Origin of the sequence: Bradyrhizobium denitrificans, assembly GCF_013179005.1 — a bacterium.
Classification (GTDB): Bacteria; Pseudomonadota; Alphaproteobacteria; order Rhizobiales; family Xanthobacteraceae; genus Bradyrhizobium; species Bradyrhizobium denitrificans.
This window is the reverse complement of the sequence record NZ_JABFDP010000030.1, coordinates 90909-110268: the sequence shown is the minus strand read 5'-3', so window position 1 is coordinate 110268 and position 19360 is coordinate 90909. Positions and strand designations below refer to the sequence as shown.

Below are 19360 nucleotides of genomic sequence, written 5' to 3'. Positions count from 1 at the left end.
TCGTCAGCTAACGGAATCCATTTATGAGTACAGAACCTAGCCGGTTCTGGTGGAATTGGGCCCGATGCGACAGGATGTTGGCGGCGAGCGAGACGCCGATCGAGCCGCCGGTGTTGCGCGCGGCATTGATCAGCGCCGACGCCTGGTCGGTCTTCTCGGGCGGGATGCCATTGTAGGACGCCGTGGTGATCGAGAGAAAGATCAGCGGCAGCCCGATTCCGATCAGCATGCGCGAATCGGCGAAGAACCAGAAACCGACATCGGCATAGACGCGAGTGAGATCATACATGGCCAGCGCGACAATCGTGGCGCCGGCCATGATCATGTATTTCGGCTGCACCTTGCCCGACAGGCGCCCGACGACGAACATCATCACCATGGTGACGAGGCCGCCCGGCGACAGCACGAGACCGGCCCAGGTCGCGGTATAGCCGAAATCCTGCTGCACCATCTGCGGCAGCATCTGGGTGGTACCGAGCAGGATGGCGCCGGTCGCCAGCATCACCAGGAAGCTCGCGCCGAACTGGCGCGACGCCAGCATGCGCACGTCCACCGTGGGATTCCTGTGATTCATCTCCCACGGGATCATCGCAACGAAGGCAGCGGCGCAGACCGCCGCTGTGGCGATGATGAAGCGCGAATCGAACCAGTCGTCCTCCAGGCCGCGATCGAGCATCAGTTCCAGCGCGCCGAGGAAGGTCGCCACCAGCACGAAGCCGATGACATCGAACCCCTCATTCTGCTGCTTGCCAGGCTCACTTGCGGGCTCCTCCAGGATCAATCCGATCAGCAGCATCGCGGCGACGCCGACCGGACCGTTGATCAGGAAGCACCAGTGCCAGGACGCGTTGTCGGAGAGATAGCCGCCAAGGGTCGGACCGACCACCGGCGCCACGACGACGGCGACTCCGAACAGTGCAAAGGCTTGGCCACGCTTGGCTGGCGGGAACGAGCTCGCGAGGATCGATTGCGCAACGGGCACCATGCCGCCACCGCCGAGGCCCTGCAGGATGCGGAAGACCAGCAGCGTGTTCAGATTCCAGGCGAAGCCGCACAGCACCGAACTCGTCGTGAACAGGCCGAGGCAGATCAGGAAGAAGGACTTCCGGCCGAAGCGTTTCGCCAGATAGCTGGATGCCGTGAGGCTGATGGCATTCGAGACGAGATAGGTCGTCACCACCCAGGAGGATTCGTCCTGGCTCACACCCATGCCACCGGCGATGTAGGGCAGCGCGACATTGGCAATGGTGGTGTCGAGCACCTCCATGAAGGTCGCCAGCGCGACGAGCACCGCGATCAGCCACGGATTGGTAGCGGATCGCGGCTGAGACAGGGCAGCAGTCTCGCTCATAGCGAGGCCCTCAGCCGCTCATACAGCGACGGCTTGGGATTGACGCGCACGGTGGGAACGACCGACATGCCCGGCCCAAGCGCGACGTCCGCCGGCGGATCGTCCATCTCGATCTTGACCGGGACGCGCTGGACGATCTTGACGTAATTGCCGGTCGCGTTCTGCGGCGGCAGCAGCGAGAACGCGGGGCCCGAGCCGGACTGCACGCTGGCGACATGGCCGCGGATCTCGCGCTCCGGATAGGCGTCAATCTGCAACGTCACCGGCTGACCGGGACGCATCTGGTCAAGCTGTGTCTCCTTGAAATTGGCGGTGACCCAGACGTCGTCGGGCACGAACATCGAGAGCGCCGTGCCTTGGGCGGCGAACTGGCCGTCGGCGGCGCTGAGATTGGCGATTCGGCCCGGCTGCGCGGCGGTGACGGTGGTGTAGGACAAATTGAGCTGCGCCTGCTCGCGCTGCGCCTGCACCTGCGCGAGATTGGCGTCGGCGCTCTCGCGCTGAGCATTCAGAGACTCGAGCTGCCGCTGCGCAACCTGCAGATTGGCCTGCGCAGAGGTCAGCGCCGCCTTCTGCTGCTCGAGCTGCGACGTATATTGCTGCTCGCTCTGCACCGTGCCGGAGCCGGTGCGGGCGAGGTCCTGATAACGCTTGGCCTGCTGCTCGGCGAAGGTCAGCCCGGCCTGGGCCTGCTCCACCTGGGCCTGACCCGCCCTGATCTGCGCCTGCTGAACCGCGATCTGGGCGTCGATGTTGTGGATCGCCGCCTCCGCCGACCTCACCTGCGCCTCCGCCTGAGCCAGCGCGGTTCGGTAGTCTCGCTCATCGATGCGCGCGATCACGTCGCCAGCCCTGACGTGCTGGTTGTCGGTGACCGGAACGGAGGTGATGTAGCCGGACACCTTCGGGGCGATCGAGAACTGGCGGGCCGCGATGAAGGCGTCATCGGTGCTCTCGAAACGGCGAGCCGCGTCGTAATAGACATAACCTCCAGCCGCCGCGGCCAGTAGCAGAACGAGCCCGAGCGCCGCGCTCATGGGATGGCGCCGCAGCAGACCCCGCCGGGGTTGGCCGTCCGGCCCGCTCTGTCCATCCGGCGCGTGCGCCGGCCTATCCGGCTGGCGCGCCTCCTTGTCGGCTTCGCGACGAAACTCCGTCGCGGCATCGCCACGCCACTGCTTCAGCGCGCGCTCGCGCGCCGGGACGGCCTGATCGGTTGGTCTGGACGGTGGCGTGGACTCGGTGGTGGACGACGACTGCATAGCGATACGGCGCTCCGAACAGAACGATACTGTTTCGTTCTTAAATGGGGGATGGTTCTGGACAGGCAAGCCCTCAGTCCGGCTTCAGGATCGATAACTTTTGTGATCCCTACCTAAAATTTCCGTCATCTCATCTTGGGCAACGATGAGATGACGCCGACGATGCCGGTCGGGGGAACTCAGCGCGCGGGCTGCGGACCGGCCATGCGGACAACGAGGGCCAGCGCAGCGACAACGGGCGGGACGACGAAGCACCAGCTGCCGAGACGGACGAACAACAGCGCGGCCGCGCCGCAGCCGAGGGCGAAGGCCAGCACATTCACCGCCATCTGCACGAGCCGCGCTGGCGGCGCCGCCGGGCCCTTGTCACCGACATAGATCCGGTCGGCGAGATCGATCATCACCTGGGTCGTGGTTCCGGTCATCAAGGTTGAAGGCGGCGCGCTCGGCAGGTGAATCCGGTGCACCGCGTTCTGGATCGCCATCGCCGCCACCAGCACCATGCCGGTGATGATCGCCTCGCGGCTGTCGCCTTCATGGAACGGGCCGAAATGGATCGCGAGCGCGGCGCCGAGCACCAGCAGCACCAGCTTCACCCCCAGCAGGATCTCGAAAGCCCGCGGCCATCTGCGCGACAGCAGCGTACCGGTCAGGCGGGTCGCGATCACCACCGCGCAGAAGACCGGCAGCGCCAGCAGCTTGGCCACCGCGCCGGACGTGCCCAAGGCGAGCGCCGCGCCGAGCGTGACGAAATTGCCGGTGACATGCGCCGTGAACAGGCCCTGCAGCGCCAGGAAACCCGCGGTATCGACATAGCCGGCATTGACGCTGAGCAGCAGCGGCACGATGCGGGACTCAGTCGCAGCCATGGAATGCCTCCTTGTTCACAGCGCGTATTTCAGTTCGATGCCGATGTAGTCGCTGTCGTGGCCGCCGGCGCGGCGCAGCGTATCGCCGATCTGGTAGTGAACCGCTTCGAACGCGCCGGTCAGATTGGCGTTGAAGCGATAATCGGCGCGCAATTGCGCGTAGACGCCGGACCAGGGGCTGCCCTGCCCGGCCGTGCCGGCGACCGCGACATTGGGCTGGACATAGATCGCGTCCGCCGTCGTCGCCCGCCATTGCAGGCCCATCGCCGCCATGACCGACAGATCGGCCATCGGCTTCACCGTCAGGGACGGCTTGACATGGACCAGGTTGGTGTACCCGGTGAAGCCGGCGAGCGTGAAGTAATAGCCGTTGGGGAACAGCGGATTGAACGTCTCGATCCGGCCATCGCCGGGGTGGCGATCGCCGGAGGCACCGTCGACCTGCAGGCCGATGCGCGGCTGCCCGGCGACATCCGCAAAGGTATAGCCAGCACGCGCGCCGGCACCCCAGGCGCGAATCTGCTTCGACCCGACCGAACCCGCCTGCCCCATCGCTTCGAGATCCCAGTCGAAGCCCGCGAGCTTGCCGGCGAAACGGATGTCGAGCACGTGGCGTTGCTCGGTGCCCCCTGCATCGAGGAAGCGCGCATTGTCGCGCTGATAATAGGAATAATAAGATGACAGCTCGTTGCTGCCGAGCACCTGGCGCTCGACGCGGAAGGTGTGGAACAGGACGCGCCCGTTCGACATGTCGTCGAACGGATGCAACAGATTGTATTGCACCGGCTGGCTGACGAAGCCGATGAAGCGCCAGGGCCCCGTCTCCCAATCGCCCCAGATCGCATCGAAGGATTGGCGCACATTCGGGCCGTCGCGCGACGACACGAAGCGCTGCAGGTCGAAGTCGAAATCCTGCCGGCCGACACGCGCCTTGAAGGTCCCCTGCTCCGTCGCGTTGACGTAGGCCAGGAAGGCAAGCCGGAGATCGAGCGGATCCTGGTCGACCGCTGTGATAGCGGCCTTGCCGAAAGCGCGGTCGTCCTCGAACTGCACGAACAGCTGCCAATGCGCGTCGAGATGCGCGTCGGCATGGATCTGCAGCCGCTGCAGGAGATGCGAATCCGGCCTTGTCCCACCGATGCCGAAGCTCGCCGCATCGAGGCTCTCGAAGCGCTCGCGCAGCGTCATGCCGAACGAGACGTAGCTCTGCGGCGCGCCCGGCCGCAGCGGGATGTACTTGATCGGATCGAATGCCGCGGTCCGCAGCGCCGGATTGGCCAGGGCGGACCAATCCTCCTGCCAGCGATTGGTGCGGATCGCGGGACGTGTGGCGGCGTCCTCGGCGAGAGCCGCACCGGCGGGCCCGAGCGCCGCCAGCAGCGCCGCCGCGGCTACCGTCCTCGTCAATGCCTGCCCCATCCGCACGCGCACCGCCATCCGCCGATCGGCCTACTTTAACAGCGCGTGGATTTCCGCGACATAGCCACCTGGAAACTGCACCAATGCCTGTTCACGCCTGTCGGAGGTGAACGGTTCGACCAGCACCGTCACACCCGTGCCCTTGGCCTTGTCGAGCGTCGTCTTGAGATCTGCGACCTCATAGCCGGTCATCTCACGGCCGAACGGATATGGCAGATGGCCGTCGGTGACGAGCACCGTCATGCGGCCGAACACCGATTCGATGCGAATGCGGCGGTAGTGACCGTTGGGCCGGCCGATCTCGACGCCCGGCGCCTTGGCCTCGTCGGAGACGACCTTGCCCTTGGCAAAGCGCAGGAACGCGCGCGTGAAGGCCTCGGCGCGATCGGGCGAAACATAGACCCGGTTCTCGGGAACGGTCTGAAACGCCGCGTAGGACGGCTTGGTCGTGTGCCAATACAGCTGCATGTTGACGCCGCCGGGCCATTGGATGACCGCGTCCCGGCCGATCGGATCGGGGAACGGCGCGACCACGACGTCAGCGCCGGCGGCCTTGGCCGCCTTGATCGCTGCATCCATGTCGTTGACGAGATAGCCGGTACGCTCCGCGCCGAATGGATAGGGAATCGGCGTCTTGAAGCCGAACAGCGACACCGTGCCGACCGGCGTCTGCACGAGTTGCGAGGTCGTGCTGCTCGGCGCAGGCGTCACCGTCGCGATCACTTGTTTCGTGCTCTGGCCACCGAACGTCGCAAGGAAGCTGGCGACGAACTTGTCGACATCATCGGGCGCGACGTAGACATGCGTCGTGTCGTATTGCGCGCCGACCCCGATCAGCGACGCAGCATCCTTGGCGAGCGCGGGCGCGGCGAGCAGCGTGGTGGCGACGACGGCGCCGAGCAGATGGCGGGAATTGATCATGACGACCTCGGTCAGATAAAACGGATCAGGCGCGGCGCGCGCGCCAGGAGAGGATGGAAACGAGCACCAGCCCGGCGATCAGGCCGAGATGCTCGAAGAAGGCGTTGAGCGCCATGAAGCGGTCGTGGCCGTCCATGTGCCAGAAGTCGTTGGCAGTGAGCATCGCGACCGATGTCAGCACGCCCAGCGCGCCGGCGCCGAGCCAGACAAACCGATTCACCACCACGAGCCCCGCGCCGATCAGTTCGACGACGATCGCCATCACGGCCCACAGCCAGGCCGGCTGCAGGCCGAAATGAGCCTGCTCGGCGATCGCTCCGGAAAAGTCGGCAAGCTTCTGGACCCCGCCGATCAGATAGGCCGAGACCAGCGCGAGCCGGGCCAGCGGCCACAGCCACCGCCAATCCAGCACCGCAGCGATTGACCGCGGCGTGTCGGATGTTGCCGTCATGTCAGACCGCCCAGCAGGCGCAGCCCAGCGCGCCCCAGAAGCTCTTGAGATCGGAGACCGGCAGCCTGCTCGACCATGAGCGTGCGTGGTCGTGACCGTGCACCCCGCACGCATTGGCGCAGCCGCACATCTGCATCGCCTGGGCGCGGACGGCGCCATCATCGCCCTTCGCGAGCCACGCGCCGTAGCCGCCGAAGCGGCGCACCGGCGACCAATCCGGCATCGCCGGCGGCGGCGCGGCGGCGTCGAGCGACTTGAAGTCGGACGCGGCGTAGACGATGCGGCCGCCGACCATGGTGAGATCGCTGCTGATGTCGGCGATCTCAGCCTCGGCGCAGGCGAAGTAGTCGCGATCCGGCACGATCAGGTCGGCGAACTGCCCGACTTCGATGCGGCCCTTCCGGCCCTCCTCGTTGGAGAACCAGGTGACGTTCTCCGTCCACATCCGCAACGCCGTCTCGCGGTCGAGGCAATTGCGCTGCGGGTACAGCCGCAGGCCGCCGACGGTGCGGCCGGTGACCAGCCAGGACAGCGAGACCCAGGGATTGTAGGAGGCGACGCGGGTCGCATCGGTACCGGCGGAGACCTTGACGCCCTTCTCCAGGATCGTCTTCACCGGCGGCGTCGCCTCTGCTGCGCCAAAGCCGTAGCGCTCGACGAAATATTCGCCCTGATAGGCCATGCGGTGCTGCACGGCGATGCCGCCGCCGAGCGCGGCGATCCGGTCGATCGAATGGTCAGAGATGGTCTCGGCATGGTCGAAGAACCAATGCAGTCCGTCGAGCGGCGTATCCTGATTGACCTTCTCGAACACGTCGAGGGCGCGCGAAATGGTCTCGTCATAGGTCGCATGCAGCCGCCACGGCCACTTGTTCTGCACCAGGATGCGCACGACCTCCTCGAGCTCGCCTTCCATCTCGGCGGGCATGTCCGGCCGCGGCACGCGGAAATCCTCGAAGTCGGCGGCCGAGAACACCAGCATCTCGCCGGCGCCGTTGTGGCGGAAATAGTCATTGCCCTGTTTGTAGGACGAGCTCTGCGTCCAGCGCAGGAAATCGTCCTTCTCGCCCTTCGGCTTCTGCGTGAACAGATTATAGGCGAGGCGGATGGTGAGCTGGCCGTCATCGGCGAGCTTCTGGATGACGGCATAGTCGTCCGGATAGTTCTGGAAGCCGCCGCCAGCATCGATCGCGCCGGTGACGCCGAGCCGGTTCAGCTCGCGCATGAAGTGCCGCGTCGAATTGAGCTGATAGTCGAACGGCAGCTTCGGGCCCTTGGCGAGCGTCGCATAGAGGATGGCGGCGTTGGGCTTGGCGAGCAGCAACCCGGTGGGATTGCCGTTCGCATCGCGCACGATCTCACCGCCCGGCGGCTGCGGCGTATCCTTGTCATAACCGACGGCGCGCAAGGCGGCGCCATTGAGGATGGCGCGGTCATACAGATGCAGCAGGAACACCGGAGTATCAGGCGCTGCGGCGTTCAGTTCGTCGATGGTCGGCAGCCGCTTCTCGGCAAACTGATGCTCGGTGAAGCCGCCGACCACGCGCACCCATTGCGGCGGCGGGGTGATCGCGACCTGCGCCTTCAGCATCGCCATCGCGTCGGCGAGCGAGCGCACGCCGTCCCAACGCAGCTCCATGTTGAAATTGAGCCCGCCCCGGATGATATGCAGGTGATTGTCGATCAGCCCGGGCAGAACCCGCCGCCCCTTCAGGTCGATCAGCTTCGTCGAGGAACCGGCGAGCTTCATCACGTCCTGCTCGTGGCCGACGGCTGTGAACACGCCGTCCTTGATCGCGACAGCGTTGGCCTGCGGGTTGGAACGGTCGAGCGTCGTGAACAGGCCGCGATGCAGGATGAGATCGGGATGATCGCTCATGAGGCCTTCTTGTCTTGTGCAGGAGAGTCGGTCGTCGCTGCCCGGCCGTGATGGCCGGGCAGCAGGCCGAAGATGTGCGTGGCGCAGGCGGCCTTCTGCCAGGCCGCCGCGAGGCTCGTGCCGGTCAGCAGCTGCCGGCCGACCGGGATCACCTGCTCTCCCACGAGGATGCCGAGCAGGCCGACCAGCGCCACCAGCGGCGGCGCCGGCGAGCGGACCTGAAGCAGGCTGTAGATCACGCCGACCAGCAGCCCTGCCCCGAGCGAGAACAGATAGATCTTCATGACGTGCCTCAGGCCACCTTGGCGCCGCCCTCGGAAGCGTGCTCGCCGAGCGCCCATTTTGAGAAGCGGATCTGGATCCCGTAGGGCGAATGCGCCTTCAGGATCTCCATCATGCCGTCATAGGTCTCGGCGCGCGCCCAATCCTGCTGCAGCTCGAAGGCGAACTGACATGAGGTGATCGGGACTGCGCCGGCCTGCACCGCGCGATCCATCGCGCGGTTATGCGCCTCGAGCGAGAGATCACCGCATGCATCGGCCGGGATGTAGATCTCGTAGCCCTCGCGCAGCATGTCCAGCGTCGGGAACAGCACGCAGGCCTCGGTCCAGAGTCCCGCGATGATGAACTTCTTGCGGCCGGTCGCCGCGACCTGCTTGCGGAAGCCGGCATCGAGCCACGAGTTCATCGCCGTGCGATCGACGATGTCGTGATCGGGAAACAGCTCGGTCACCTCCGGCATGAACGGGCCGGAGAACGAGTCCTTGGCGACGGTGGTGAGCACGGTCGGAATCTTGAACAGCTTGGCCGCCTTGGCGACGATCTGGATGTTGTTGAACACGCCCAGACGGTCGTGCGACTGGACGCCTTGATACATGGCCGGCTGATAGTCGATCAGAGCGACCGCACAGTTCTGCGGCGTGAGCATTTCGAGCTTCGACATGGGATCTCCGTGACAGCGATGGGATGCGGGCGTCAGCCCTTGATGAAGGCCAGCAGGTCGGCGTTGATGGTCGCGGCTTCCGTGGTCGGCATGCCGTGCGGAAAACCCTTGTAGGTCTTCAAGGTGCCGTTCTTGAGCAGCTTGGCCGACAGCGGCGCGGAATCGGCGTAAGGCACGATCTGATCGTCCTCGCTGTGCATGACCAGCACCGGCAACGAGATCTTCTTCAGATCCTCGGTGAAGTCGGTCTGCGAGAAGGCGACGACGCCGTCATAATGCGCTTTCGCGCTGCCCATCATGCCCTGCCGCCACCAGTTCTGGATCACGGCTTCCGACGGCTTGGCGCCGGGCTTGTTGTAGCCGTAGAACGGGCCGGCCGCGACATCGCGATAGAATTCCGCGCGGCGGGTGGCGACCTGGGCCTGGAAGTCATCGAACACCGATTTCGGCAGGCCGCCCGGATTGGCGGCTGTCTGCACCATCAGAGGCGGCACCGCGGCGATGATCGCGGCCTTGGCCGCCCTGCTCTCGCCATGACGCGCGAGATAGTGCACGACCTCGCCGCCGCCGGTCGAGTGACCGACGTGAACCGCGCCCTTCAGATCGAGATGCGCCGTGAGCGCCGCGAGATCGTCGGCATAATGGTCCATGTCATGGCCGTCGGACACCTGGCTGGAGCGGCCATGGCCGCGGCGGTCATGGGCGATGACGCGAAAACCGTGATTGAGGAAGAACAGCATCTGCGCATCCCAATCGTCCGATGACAGCGGCCAGCCATGGCTGAACACGATCGGCTGACCGGAGCCCCAATCCTTGTAGTAAATCTCCGTGCCGTCATTGGTTTTCAGAACAGGCATGATCTTCTCCCGAGCGCCAGCCGCGCGACCACTTCGACAAATTTCGTATCGCGATCGCCAATCCCAGGTGCTATGCAGTCTCATATGCACCTGCACAATGATCCGAGGGTGCCAAAGGACTGGCTTCAGAAGGCCAAGGGATGGCGCAGCAGATCCGAACCACATCGTCGTCCTGGATGCGTGGCGTTGCGACCACGCTGAAGGAGCAAGGTCTCGATGCGGCCATGCTGTTTGCGGAAGTCGGCCTGTCGATCGAGGATCTCGACGATTGCGATCGGCGCTGGCCGACCGAGGCGCTGAGCCGCTTGTGGGTGCTGGCGGCGGAACGGTCAGGCAATCCCGATATCGGGCTGGCGAATGTCGACGCGCCGCGGCCGGATCATTATGGCGTCGCGGGCTACGCCATGATGTCGAGCCCCGACCTGCTGACCGGGCTGACGCGCCTGATCCGCTATATGTGCCTGGTGAGCGACGCCGTGACCATTACGCTCGAGCACGGCCACGGCGGGCGCTGGGTACGGACCGACGTGTTCGGCGGCGAATGTCCGATCCCGCGACAGCGCTACGACTACGGCGTCGTCAATCTGCTCAATCTCTGCCGGTGGATGCTGGACCGTCCGCTGACGCCGCTCGCCACCCGCTTCTCGCACGCGGTGCCGCTCTCGATTGCCGCCTACAACAACGCCTTCCAGTCACCACTGGAATTCGATGCGCCGTTCAACGGCTTTCTGGTATCGGAGCAGGATCTCGCCTGCAGGCTCACGACATCAGCCCCCGAGCTGACCGCGATCCATGATCGCATCGCCGACGAAGCGCTGGAGCGGCTGGTCAAGACCGATACGGCCTACCGCGCGCGGGCCGCAATCGCGCGGCTGCTGCCCGATGGCAGCCCGCTGCGCTCGGCGATTGCGGCCGCGCTCGGCCTGAGCGATCGCACGTTTCAGCGCCGCCTTGCCGACGAGGGCCTGTCATTCAGCGATCTCGTCGACGGCACGCGGCGCGAACTCGCGCAGCGTCATCTCGCCGACCCGCGCCTGACGCTGACCGACATCGGCTATCTGCTCGGCTATTCCGACCAGAGCACGTTCTTCCGGGCCTCCAACCGATGGTTCGGCGAGTCGCCGGGCGAATACCGCACGCGCGTGATGAACGGCCACCGCCAGGACAAAGCGCTCGCGCGCGGGGCCTAGCTTGCGTCCGCGGGACGTATCAGCAGGCTGGCTTCAGAACATGCCGTTGGAATTGGCCGACTGCTCCGGAATCGGCTGCACCGAATCCCAATGCTCTTCGATCTTGCCGTCCTTGAGACGGAAGATGTCGACGATGGCGTTGCCGCGGGTGCCAGGCTCACGGATGGCATGCACGCGCAGGATGACGAAATCGCCGTCGACCAGCACCTTCGTGATCTCGCTGTGAGATTGAGGATACTTCGCCTTCAGAAACTCGATGAATTTGCGAAAGCCTTCAGGGCCGTCCTCGGCATTCGGATTGTGCTGGATGTAAGTGCCGAGATATTTCGAGGCGGCCGCAAAGTCTTTGCGGTTGAGGCCCTGGTCGTAGAAGTCGAGCACGATCGCCTTGTTACGCTCTTCTTCGGGGGTGTAGGCGCGTTGGGCCATGGCCGGCGCAGACATCGCTGCCACAGCCGCCAGCGTCATCGCGATCAGAAGTTGTCGCATCGTGTCAGATCCTTTGCTGAGTAACGGAAACCGCAGCATGGCCCGCCAAGTCGGCCATGCGATCAATAGAACCGGTAGAGGTGATGCACCGGCCCATGGCCGTGTCCGACGGTGAAGCGATCAGCGGCGGCGATGGCGCCCGAGATGAAATCCTTCGCATGGCGGATCGCCGTCTCCAGGCTCTCGCCCTTTGCCAGCCCCGCGGCCACCGCTGACGACAGCGAGCAGCCGGTGCCATGGGTGTTCTTGGTCGCGACGCGCGGCGCTGGCAGCGCGATGCTGGTTCCTGAGGTGATCAGGTAATCAATGCTCTCCGCGCCCTGCCCGTGCCCGCCCTTGATCAAGACGGCCGGACAGCCGAGCGCGAGCAGCCGGCGGCCCTGCTCCGCGATGGCCTGCTCTGAGGTCGCGATGGGTTCGCCGAGCAGCGCAGCCGCCTCCGGCAGATTCGGCGTGATCAGCGACGCCTGCGGGATCAGCCGGCTGCGGAGCGCCTCGATCGCCTCCTCGGGCAGCAGCCGGGCGCCCGATGTCGCGACCATCACCGGATCGAGCACCACATGCGCCGGCCGCCAGCGTGCCAGGCTGGCATGGATCGCCTCGGCGATCGGTGCCTGCGCCACCATGCCGATTTTGACCGCGCCGACGGCGAGATCGTCGAACACGGCGTCGATCTGAGCGCTGACGAAATCCGGTGGCACCAGGTGCACCCCGGTCACCCCCTTGGTGTTTTGCGCCGTCAGCGCGGTCAGCACCGAGGCGCCGTAGACCGACAAGGCTGCAAAGGTCTTCAGATCGGCCTGGATGCCGGCTCCTGCCGAGGAGTCGGACCCTGCGATGGTGAGGGCTACGGGCGTGCTCATGCCGCCTTCCTAGCGCGCGCCGGTCGTTCCCGACAAGCCGTCCGGCCGTCGAGAAAGCGTATCGACTTCGGCGGAAAAGGTTATATTGAGGCCCGAAACGTCGTCCGGAGACAATCGGCAATGGTTCCCTTCTTCGTCCAGATCAAGTGCAAGCTCGGCCAGTCCTACGTCGTGGCCAATGCGCTGGCAGAGGCCGAGATCGCGTCCGAGATCTACTCCACCGCCGGGAATTACGACCTGCTGGTCAAGTTCTACGTCGACAAGGATACCGATATCGGGCACTTCGTGAACGAGAAGGTCCAGGTGCTCCCCGGCATCCAGGACACCCACACCATCATCACCTTCAAGGCGTTCGGCGCGGTCTAGCCGCAGAGCGCAGGCCGAAATGGCACGCCCAGGCAGATAAAAGCGCCCGTCGTTGCCGACGGGCGCCGAGGTTTTTGAAATCAGACAAGCATGGTTTCGTCATAAAAGGGCGATAGCTGATCGAAAACCCACGCCGGGCGTCCCGATTGCTGCGGCCGATCGTTCGATGTCGGACCGTCTCTGAATATCCCCCGCCACGTCTCCGTGGCGCAGCTGATGCGCTGGGAAAGCCGGCCCCTTCGCGAGTGAGGGGCATAGGGGACCGTCGAAGCGGCCGGCTTTCTTTTTCAGCAACTTGGCGATACGGCTCTATTGACGGTGCTGGCGCACCGGGTCAATGCGGGTGAGCCGATCGAGACGATCGGTCAAGAAGTTGAGACGAAAGCTCAAGACGAGCCGGCGGCGCGCAGCGTGAACAGCGACATTCAACCCATTTCATCTTTGTTGCCGAGCTACGGCTTCTCGGCCAGCCAGATGGACCCCGAGGCCAATATCGCGGCATGGCGCGAGGCCACCTCGACGTTCTTCGACGTCGACGAACTCGCCGGAGGCGAGGTCGCGCCCTTTCACGCCGACGTCTTGTCCTATGCGCTCGGCCCGGTCCTGCTCGGCTCGGCGCGTGCCAGCGGCCAGCGTTTCCGACGGACGGCCGAGACGATCGCACGCAGCGGCGTCGATCACATCATTCTGCAGCTCTATGTGACGGGCGGCTATCACGGCGTCGCAGGGCCTCATCCGATCCAGGTCGAAGCTGGCGATCTCTGCGTGCTCGATCTGGCGCAGACACTGGAAACCCGCGCCACGCCGTTCGAAGCCATCACGCTGGTCGTCCCGCGACCGATGTTCGACGCGCGCCTGCCGCAGGTGGAGGATCTGCATGGCCTGGTGCTGCCGCACGACGGCGCGCTCGCGCCGTTGCTGGCGCGGCACTTGAGCGCCTTGTTCGAATTTGCCCCCCGCATGAGCGTGGACGAATGCCAAGCCGCCATCGACGGCACGATCGCACTGATCGCGGCCTGTTTGCGCGGCGAGCTCGAACGCCGCGCCGCCGATCGCAGCGTCACCGCTGATGCCTCGCTGCTGCGCATCCGCCAATATATCGAGGCGCAGCTGGCCAGCCCCGAGCTCAGCGCCGATACCGTGGCCTCGCATTTCGGCCTATCGCGGGCCTCGCTCTATCGGCTGTTCGCGCCGCTCGGCGGCATCGCCGATTATATCCGCAGCCGTCGGCTGCACCGTGCGTTTTTCGATCTCGCCGCGACCGGATCCCGCACTGTGCGCATCAGCGAAGTGGCACGGCGGTGGCAGCTCGGCACCGACGCGCATTTCACCCGGCTGTTCAAGACCGCCTATGGCATCACGCCGCGGGCCGCACGCGAGGCGGCGACGCTCGGACTGCGGCATCCGCCCGTCCGCGGGCAGGACGACGTCGCCTCGCCGATCAGCCGTTGGATGCGAAGGATAGCGGCGCCCCGGACCGGGGAATGAGCGCGACGACTTCGGCAGAGCGCGGATCCGCCTCCTCCGACGCTTCACCGATCAGCTCGTCGGTTTCGGGCGCGGCGCGCGTGATCTCCAGATGCTGCTCGAGCTGCTCCACAGGCATTGGCCGCCCCAGCAGATAGCCTTGCGCGAAGTTGACCCCCAGCGTGCAGAGGTGCCGAAGCTGCTCCTCGGTCTCGACGCCTTCAGCCGTGATCTGAATTCCGAGCCCGCGCGCCAGCGTCACCACGGAGGAGATCACGGCCGCGCTTTCTTCGCGCACGCTCAGATTGGCGATGAAGGATTTGTCGATCTTGATCTTGTTGAACGGGAATGCAGTCAGCGAGCGCAGCGACGAATAGCCGGTGCCGAAATCGTCGAGCGCCAGCGAAATGCCGATCCCCTTGAGCTTGTCGATGAAGCTCTCGTTCTCGGCCGCCCGCTCCAGCAGCACCGACTCGGTGATCTCGATCTCCAGCCGCTTCGGATCGAGCCCGGAGCGCGCCAGCGCCGATTGAATGACGTCGAACAGTTCCGCCTGCTTGAACTGAACGGGCGACAGATTGACCGCCACCTTGATGTCGTCGGGCCATGACGTCGCGTCGTCACAGGCCCGGCCGATGATCCATTCGCCGAGCGGCACGATCAGGCCGGTGGCTTCCGCCAGCGGAATGAACTTGTCGGGCGGCACCAGCCCCTTGACCGGGTGGCGCCAGCGCACCAGCGCCTCGACGCCGCGGCGCTGGCGCGTCTCGGCGTCGTAGAAGGGCTGGTAGTGAACCTCGAACTGACACTGCGCGATGGCGTCACGCAGATCGCCCTCGAGCGTGTTGCGCGCCTCGAGCTCCGCCGACATGACGTCGTCATACATCGTATAGCAGCTGCGCCCCGCGGATTTCGAGCGATACAGCGCAAGATCGGCTTTCTTGAGCAGATGCTCCTGGTCGCGGCCATGCTGCGGCGCGAGCGAGATGCCGATGCTGGTGCCGATCTCGACGCGCTGACCGCTGATCTGGAACGGTTCGGCGATCAGCCGCGTGATCCGCTGCGCCAGTTCGGTCGCGGACGCTCGCTGATCCGAGAACCCGGCCTGGATCAACGCGAATTCGTCGCCCCCGAGACGGGCCAGCACATCCTCCTCGCGCAGCTGCGATCTCAGGCGCTGGGCGACCTGCACCAGCAGTTCGTCTCCCGCCCCATGCCCGAGCGAGTCGTTGACGTTCTTGAAGCGATCGAGGTCGAGCAGGAAGACGGTGAAGCGGCCGCCCTTCTCGTCGTTGATGCGCTCCATCTCCTCCAGGAAGAAGGCGCGGTTCGCAAGCCCCGTCAGCGCATCGGTCTGCGCCAGTTCGAGCACGCGGCGATTGGCGAGTGCCAGCTGCCGCGCGTTACGGCTGGAGAGCACAAGATAGACGGCGAAGAAAAGCGTTGTCGCGATGCCCGCGGCATAGAAGGCAAGCGCCCGATTATGCGTGGTCATCAGCGCGCCGCCGGCAGGTGCGGCCTGAAACACCCAATCGGCGTCGCCGATCCGCAAAGTCGTCGACCAGATATTGGGATCAGCCGGCCAGCGCTGCGGGTCCACGCCGGAGGCGTTGATGACGCGCTCGGGCGGAAGCAGGTTGATCGCCAGCGCCGAGCTGTTGGGATTGTTGGTCCGCACGGCTTGCAGCAGCATCGGCAGATCGAACACGCCGATAATGAAACCGGTGAGGTTGCGGCGTCGATCGGCGACCGTGGTGCGCGAGGTGCCCTTGGCGTAGACCGGGATACCGATCATCACGGCGTTGGGACGTTCGTTCTGATTGGTGAGATTTTGCCGCGTCCGCAACGCGCCGATCATGTCGTAGTCACGCGACTGCTCGAGCACGGCCCGGTGGTCCGGGATGCTCCAATAGTCCAGACCATAGACCGGGGAGGTCTTTGCTTCTGTCGAAAAGTAGACCGGATAATATTCGTCGCTCTCCGGTGCGACCGTGCCATCGGGGAAGGATTTGATGCGGAAGGCCGGAACGCCGTCGGTGATCGCCGCCGCTTCGTATTCGCCGCGTTCCTTGCGCTTGATCCGCGGCAGCCATGCCAGGCGCAGCATGCCGCGATGCGCCTCGAACAGCCGCGCGCTGAAGGTCTGATACTCGCTGCGCGTGATGTCGTCATTGGCCGACTCGAACCGCGTGCGCAGCGCGGTCAGCCGGCTGACATACTCATTGACGCCGTTCTGAACCAGGATCGCCTGGGCTTCGGCCACAGCTTCGAAATCGGCGCGCGCGAGCCGGTTCTCCCAGCGTCCGACCGCGACCGTTCCGACCACCGACAGCACCACGCCGACACATGCGGCGATGACCGCAGGACGATAGAGGCGGTAGCGTGATAAGGACGAAAGCAACTTCTCGCGGCCGCTGCCGACGCGAGTCTCGCTCCTCTCAGTCAGGGTTGATGCGCTGTACTCTTCAACCTGCAATATGGCCCCCGCCAAACGGCTGCCCCTCATTCCGATCCAGCGGATGAGACATCTTCGAAGTTAAGGACGGTCAAAGAAGATCACGCGTTCGGGATCGGACGCCGCGGCTTGGTTAACACCTCACTGTTGAGTGCCGCCGAAAACGCGATCAAGGCCGCAATGCGTCTTTAGCGAGGTCTTCATTGAAAGCGGTTAGGTTGCGGCATGGTCAGTCTGTCCCGTGCGTGTTGAACATCGCTATGAAGTGGCTTTCGGAACTCCGTAGTTCTCTCACCCTCGTGCTATTGGTGGCTGGCGCGCTGCATGTCGGCGCCGCACGTGCCGACGAGCTCGGCGTCACCAGCGACTCCATCCTGTTCGGACAGGTGGCCGCGCTGGAGGGGCCGTCGGCCGCGTTAGGTCAGGCGGCGCGGCAGGGCCTGCTGGCCGCCTTCAACGAGCTCAACGCAAAAGGCGGCGTCTATGGCAGACGACTCAAGCTGGCCAGCCGCAACGACGGCTACGATCCCGATCGATCGGTGGTGGAGACCATCAAGTTGATCTACGAGGACAAGGTGTTCGCGCTGATCGGCGCCGTGGGCACACCGACCTCGATCGCGACAGCGCCGATCGCCGCTTCCAACGACGTGCCCTTCATCGGCCCGGTCTCCGGCGCGGAGTTCCTGCGGACACCGGACTTCCAGAACATCGTGAACATCCGCGCCAGCTACGCCGCGGAGGCCGAAGCCTCGATCAAGCATCTCACGGAAGAGCTCCGCCTGACGCGGATCGCGATCTTCTATCAGGATGACGCGTTCGGGCGCGACGTGCTGGCGGGCGTGAAGACCCATCTCGACCGCCGGGGCCTGGAGCTTGCGGCCGAAGGCACCTTCGAGCGAAACACGCGCGCCGTCGGCGCGGCCTTGAAGGTGATCCGTCGCGCAGAGCCTGAGGCGGTGATCCTCGTCGGCACCTACGGGCCGTGCGCCGAGTTCATCAAGATGTCGCATCGCAGTGGCTTCAATCCGACCTTCACGGCGGTCTCCTTCGTCGGCGCCAATGCACTGGCGAAAGAGCTCGGCGCCGAGGGCCGCGGCGTCATCGTGTCCGAGGTCGTTCCGTTCCCGTGGGACACCGACCGCCGCGTCGTCTCAGATTATCAGGCCGCGATGAAATCCCTGGATCCGAGCCAGACGCCCGACTTCATCGGGCTGGAGGGCTACATCACCGGCCGTCTGGTCGCGCGAGCGCTGGCGATGACCGGACCCAACCCGACCCGCGCCGATCTGCTCCGGATCATCAACGAGGTCGGGCAGTTCGATATTGGCGGCCTGGTCGTCAACTTCGGCAGCGCGCGCAAAGACAATCCGCCGCAGGTCACGCTGACGGTGATCCAGAGCGACGGCAGTTTCAAGCCGATCTAGCTAGGCCTGGTCGAAGAAGATCGGAAAGCCCGCACTGGCTCGATTAGTTCGCCGGCTTCTTCGGCTTCGGCGGACCTTCGACCGGCGGCAGTGATTTCAGATAGACCGCCATCGCCTTGCGATCGTCGGGCGTCAACTGGGACGTATTGCGGATGACGCGCGCCATCGATCCGCCGGCGCTGTCGCCGTCAGGCAGCTGGCCGGTCTCCAGGAAATAGCTGATGTCGCTTTCGCTCCAGTCGAACAGGCCCTTCTGGGTGATGTTCGGCACGAAGCCCTGCCCCTCCGGGTCGGGGCCGCCGGCAAAGCGCTGCGCGGTGACGATGCCGCCGAGCGGATTGCGCGGACTGTGGCATTCGGCGCAATGGCCGAACGTATTCACCAGATAGGCGCCGCGATTCCATTCCGCCGAGCGCGCACTGTCCGCCACAAACGGCTTGTCGGCGAAGAACAACAGCTTCCAGACGCCGACGGTGCGGCGGATGTTGAACGGGAACGGCAGATCGTGCGGGCGTGACGGGCCGGCGACCGGCGGCAGCGTCTTCATATAGGCGAAGAGATCGCGGACATCATCGACCTTGGCGCCGGCATAGGAGGTATAGGGAAACGCGGGATAATAATGACTGCCGCCGGGCGAGACGCCCTTCAGCACCGCATTGACGAAATCGGCTTCGCTCCAGCGCCCGATCCCGTCTTTGGGATCCGGCGAGATGTTGGGCGCATAGAATGTGCCGAACGGCGAGGCCAGCGGCAGCCCGCCCCCCAGCTTCAGACGGTCCTGCTGGTTCGGCACCGCGTGGCAGGACGCGCAGCCGCCGATGTTGAAGATCTCCTGCCCGTTGACGAGATCCGGCGCACGCGTCGCCGCCGCGAGCGCGACGGTCGTCGGCCGGGTCAGCCACCAGAACGTCGCAAGTCCTGCGGCACCGAGCACACAGAAGGCAAGCAGGAGGCGTCGTCGCATGGGGGCTCCGTCACGGCGAAAGGACGTCGTCAGCGCAATCGTGCATCGTCCCGGACCTTGGATCACGATCTGTTCGGAAGACCGGCTTTCACGTCCGGATCATGCGGCAGCCATGAGCATAGGATGCCCGAGACACCCAAACAAACGGGGCGAACGCGCCACCGCGTCCGCCCCGGTCGATATTATGTCG

The 19360-nt window shown here is 65.1% G+C and carries 18 protein-coding genes; 4 read left to right on the top strand and 14 right to left on the bottom strand.

Annotated features, from left to right (window positions below):
• Positions 1-7: 7 nt before the first annotated feature.
• The 10 genes from HL671_RS29660 to HL671_RS29615 all read right to left on the bottom strand — a co-directional run bounded on the left by HL671_RS29660 (position 8) and on the right by HL671_RS29615 (position 9952).
• Positions 8-1351, bottom strand: coding sequence for a DHA2 family efflux MFS transporter permease subunit (locus HL671_RS29660; RefSeq protein WP_246579767.1), 1344 nt, complete (start codon positions 1349-1351; stop codon positions 8-10).
• Positions 1348-2619 (bottom strand): HlyD family secretion protein, encoded by a 1272-nt coding sequence (locus tag HL671_RS29655; protein ID WP_172241214.1) that lies wholly within the window; start codon positions 2617-2619, stop codon positions 1348-1350. Before HL671_RS29655 ends, HL671_RS29660 begins: the two co-directional genes overlap by 4 nt.
• Positions 2620-2792: 173 nt before the next feature.
• On the bottom strand, positions 2793-3482 hold the full coding sequence (locus tag HL671_RS29650) for a YoaK family protein (protein ID WP_172241202.1): 690 nt from the start codon (positions 3480-3482) through the stop codon (positions 2793-2795).
• Between the two features lie 15 nt (positions 3483-3497).
• Positions 3498-4919 carry an alginate export family protein gene (locus HL671_RS29645; protein WP_172241199.1) on the bottom strand — a complete coding sequence of 474 codons (1422 nt, stop codon included), beginning with the start codon at positions 4917-4919 and terminating at the stop codon, positions 3498-3500.
• Positions 4920-4931: 12 nt separating this feature from the next.
• Entirely contained in the window at positions 4932-5822 is an 891-nt protein-coding gene (locus tag HL671_RS29640; RefSeq protein ID WP_012045511.1) for a hypothetical protein, read from the bottom strand.
• 25 nt (positions 5823-5847) lie between these two features.
• Positions 5848-6273: a DoxX family protein gene (locus HL671_RS29635; RefSeq protein ID WP_172241196.1), complete on the bottom strand. Its 426-nt coding sequence runs from the start codon at positions 6271-6273 to the stop codon at positions 5848-5850.
• A 1-nt stretch (position 6274) separates the two neighbouring features.
• A complete protein-coding gene (locus HL671_RS29630) occupies positions 6275-8152 on the bottom strand; it encodes an amidohydrolase (RefSeq protein WP_172241193.1) in 1878 nt (625 codons plus the stop codon).
• On the bottom strand, positions 8149-8436 hold the full coding sequence (locus tag HL671_RS29625; protein ID WP_012045514.1) for a XapX domain-containing protein: 288 nt from the start codon (positions 8434-8436) through the stop codon (positions 8149-8151). The genes HL671_RS29630 and HL671_RS29625 overlap by 4 nt, the downstream gene beginning before the upstream one ends.
• Before the next feature lie 8 nt (positions 8437-8444).
• A complete protein-coding gene (locus HL671_RS29620) occupies positions 8445-9095 on the bottom strand; it encodes a hydrolase (protein WP_012045515.1) in 651 nt (216 codons plus the stop codon).
• A gap of 32 nt (positions 9096-9127) precedes the next feature.
• Entirely contained in the window at positions 9128-9952 is an 825-nt protein-coding gene (locus HL671_RS29615) for an alpha/beta fold hydrolase (protein WP_012045516.1), read from the bottom strand.
• Between the two features lie 140 nt (positions 9953-10092).
• Here HL671_RS29615 and HL671_RS29610 point away from each other — a divergent pair, with 140 nt between their 5' ends.
• Complete coding sequence (locus HL671_RS29610; protein WP_172241190.1) at positions 10093-11142, top strand: AraC family transcriptional regulator; 1050 nt, start codon at positions 10093-10095, stop codon at positions 11140-11142.
• A gap of 33 nt (positions 11143-11175) precedes the next feature.
• On the opposite strand, the gene HL671_RS29605 is transcribed toward HL671_RS29610, so the two are convergent.
• Positions 11176-11631, bottom strand: coding sequence for a nuclear transport factor 2 family protein (locus HL671_RS29605; protein WP_172241187.1), 456 nt, complete (start codon positions 11629-11631; stop codon positions 11176-11178).
• A 62-nt stretch (positions 11632-11693) separates the two neighbouring features.
• The gene (gene thiD, locus HL671_RS29600; RefSeq protein WP_012045519.1) at positions 11694-12494 is read right to left on the bottom strand and encodes a bifunctional hydroxymethylpyrimidine kinase/phosphomethylpyrimidine kinase; all 801 of its coding nucleotides are present in this window, start codon (positions 12492-12494) and stop codon (positions 11694-11696) included.
• A 120-nt stretch (positions 12495-12614) separates the two neighbouring features.
• On the opposite strand from thiD, the gene HL671_RS29595 reads away from it, so the two are divergent.
• Both HL671_RS29595 and HL671_RS29590 read left to right on the top strand, forming a co-directional pair.
• The gene (locus HL671_RS29595; protein ID WP_012045520.1) at positions 12615-12860 is read left to right on the top strand and encodes an Lrp/AsnC ligand binding domain-containing protein; all 246 of its coding nucleotides are present in this window, start codon (positions 12615-12617) and stop codon (positions 12858-12860) included.
• A gap of 423 nt (positions 12861-13283) precedes the next feature.
• Positions 13284-14348 carry a helix-turn-helix domain-containing protein gene (locus HL671_RS29590; protein ID WP_041751623.1) on the top strand — a complete coding sequence of 355 codons (1065 nt, stop codon included), beginning with the start codon at positions 13284-13286 and terminating at the stop codon, positions 14346-14348.
• On the opposite strand, the gene HL671_RS29585 is transcribed toward HL671_RS29590, so the two are convergent.
• Positions 14302-16803 carry a bifunctional diguanylate cyclase/phosphodiesterase gene (locus tag HL671_RS29585; protein ID WP_172241184.1) on the bottom strand — a complete coding sequence of 834 codons (2502 nt, stop codon included), beginning with the start codon at positions 16801-16803 and terminating at the stop codon, positions 14302-14304. The genes HL671_RS29590 and HL671_RS29585 overlap by 47 nt on opposite strands.
• 239 nt (positions 16804-17042) lie before the next feature.
• Here HL671_RS29585 and HL671_RS29580 point away from each other — a divergent pair, with 239 nt between their 5' ends.
• Positions 17043-18206 (top strand): ABC transporter substrate-binding protein, encoded by a 1164-nt coding sequence (locus HL671_RS29580; RefSeq protein WP_172241181.1) that lies wholly within the window; start codon positions 17043-17045, stop codon positions 18204-18206.
• A gap of 43 nt (positions 18207-18249) precedes the next feature.
• On the opposite strand, the gene HL671_RS29575 is transcribed toward HL671_RS29580, so the two are convergent.
• Positions 18250-19170 (bottom strand): cytochrome c, encoded by a 921-nt coding sequence (locus tag HL671_RS29575; protein ID WP_172241178.1) that lies wholly within the window; start codon positions 19168-19170, stop codon positions 18250-18252.
• Positions 19171-19360 lie beyond the last annotated feature (190 nt).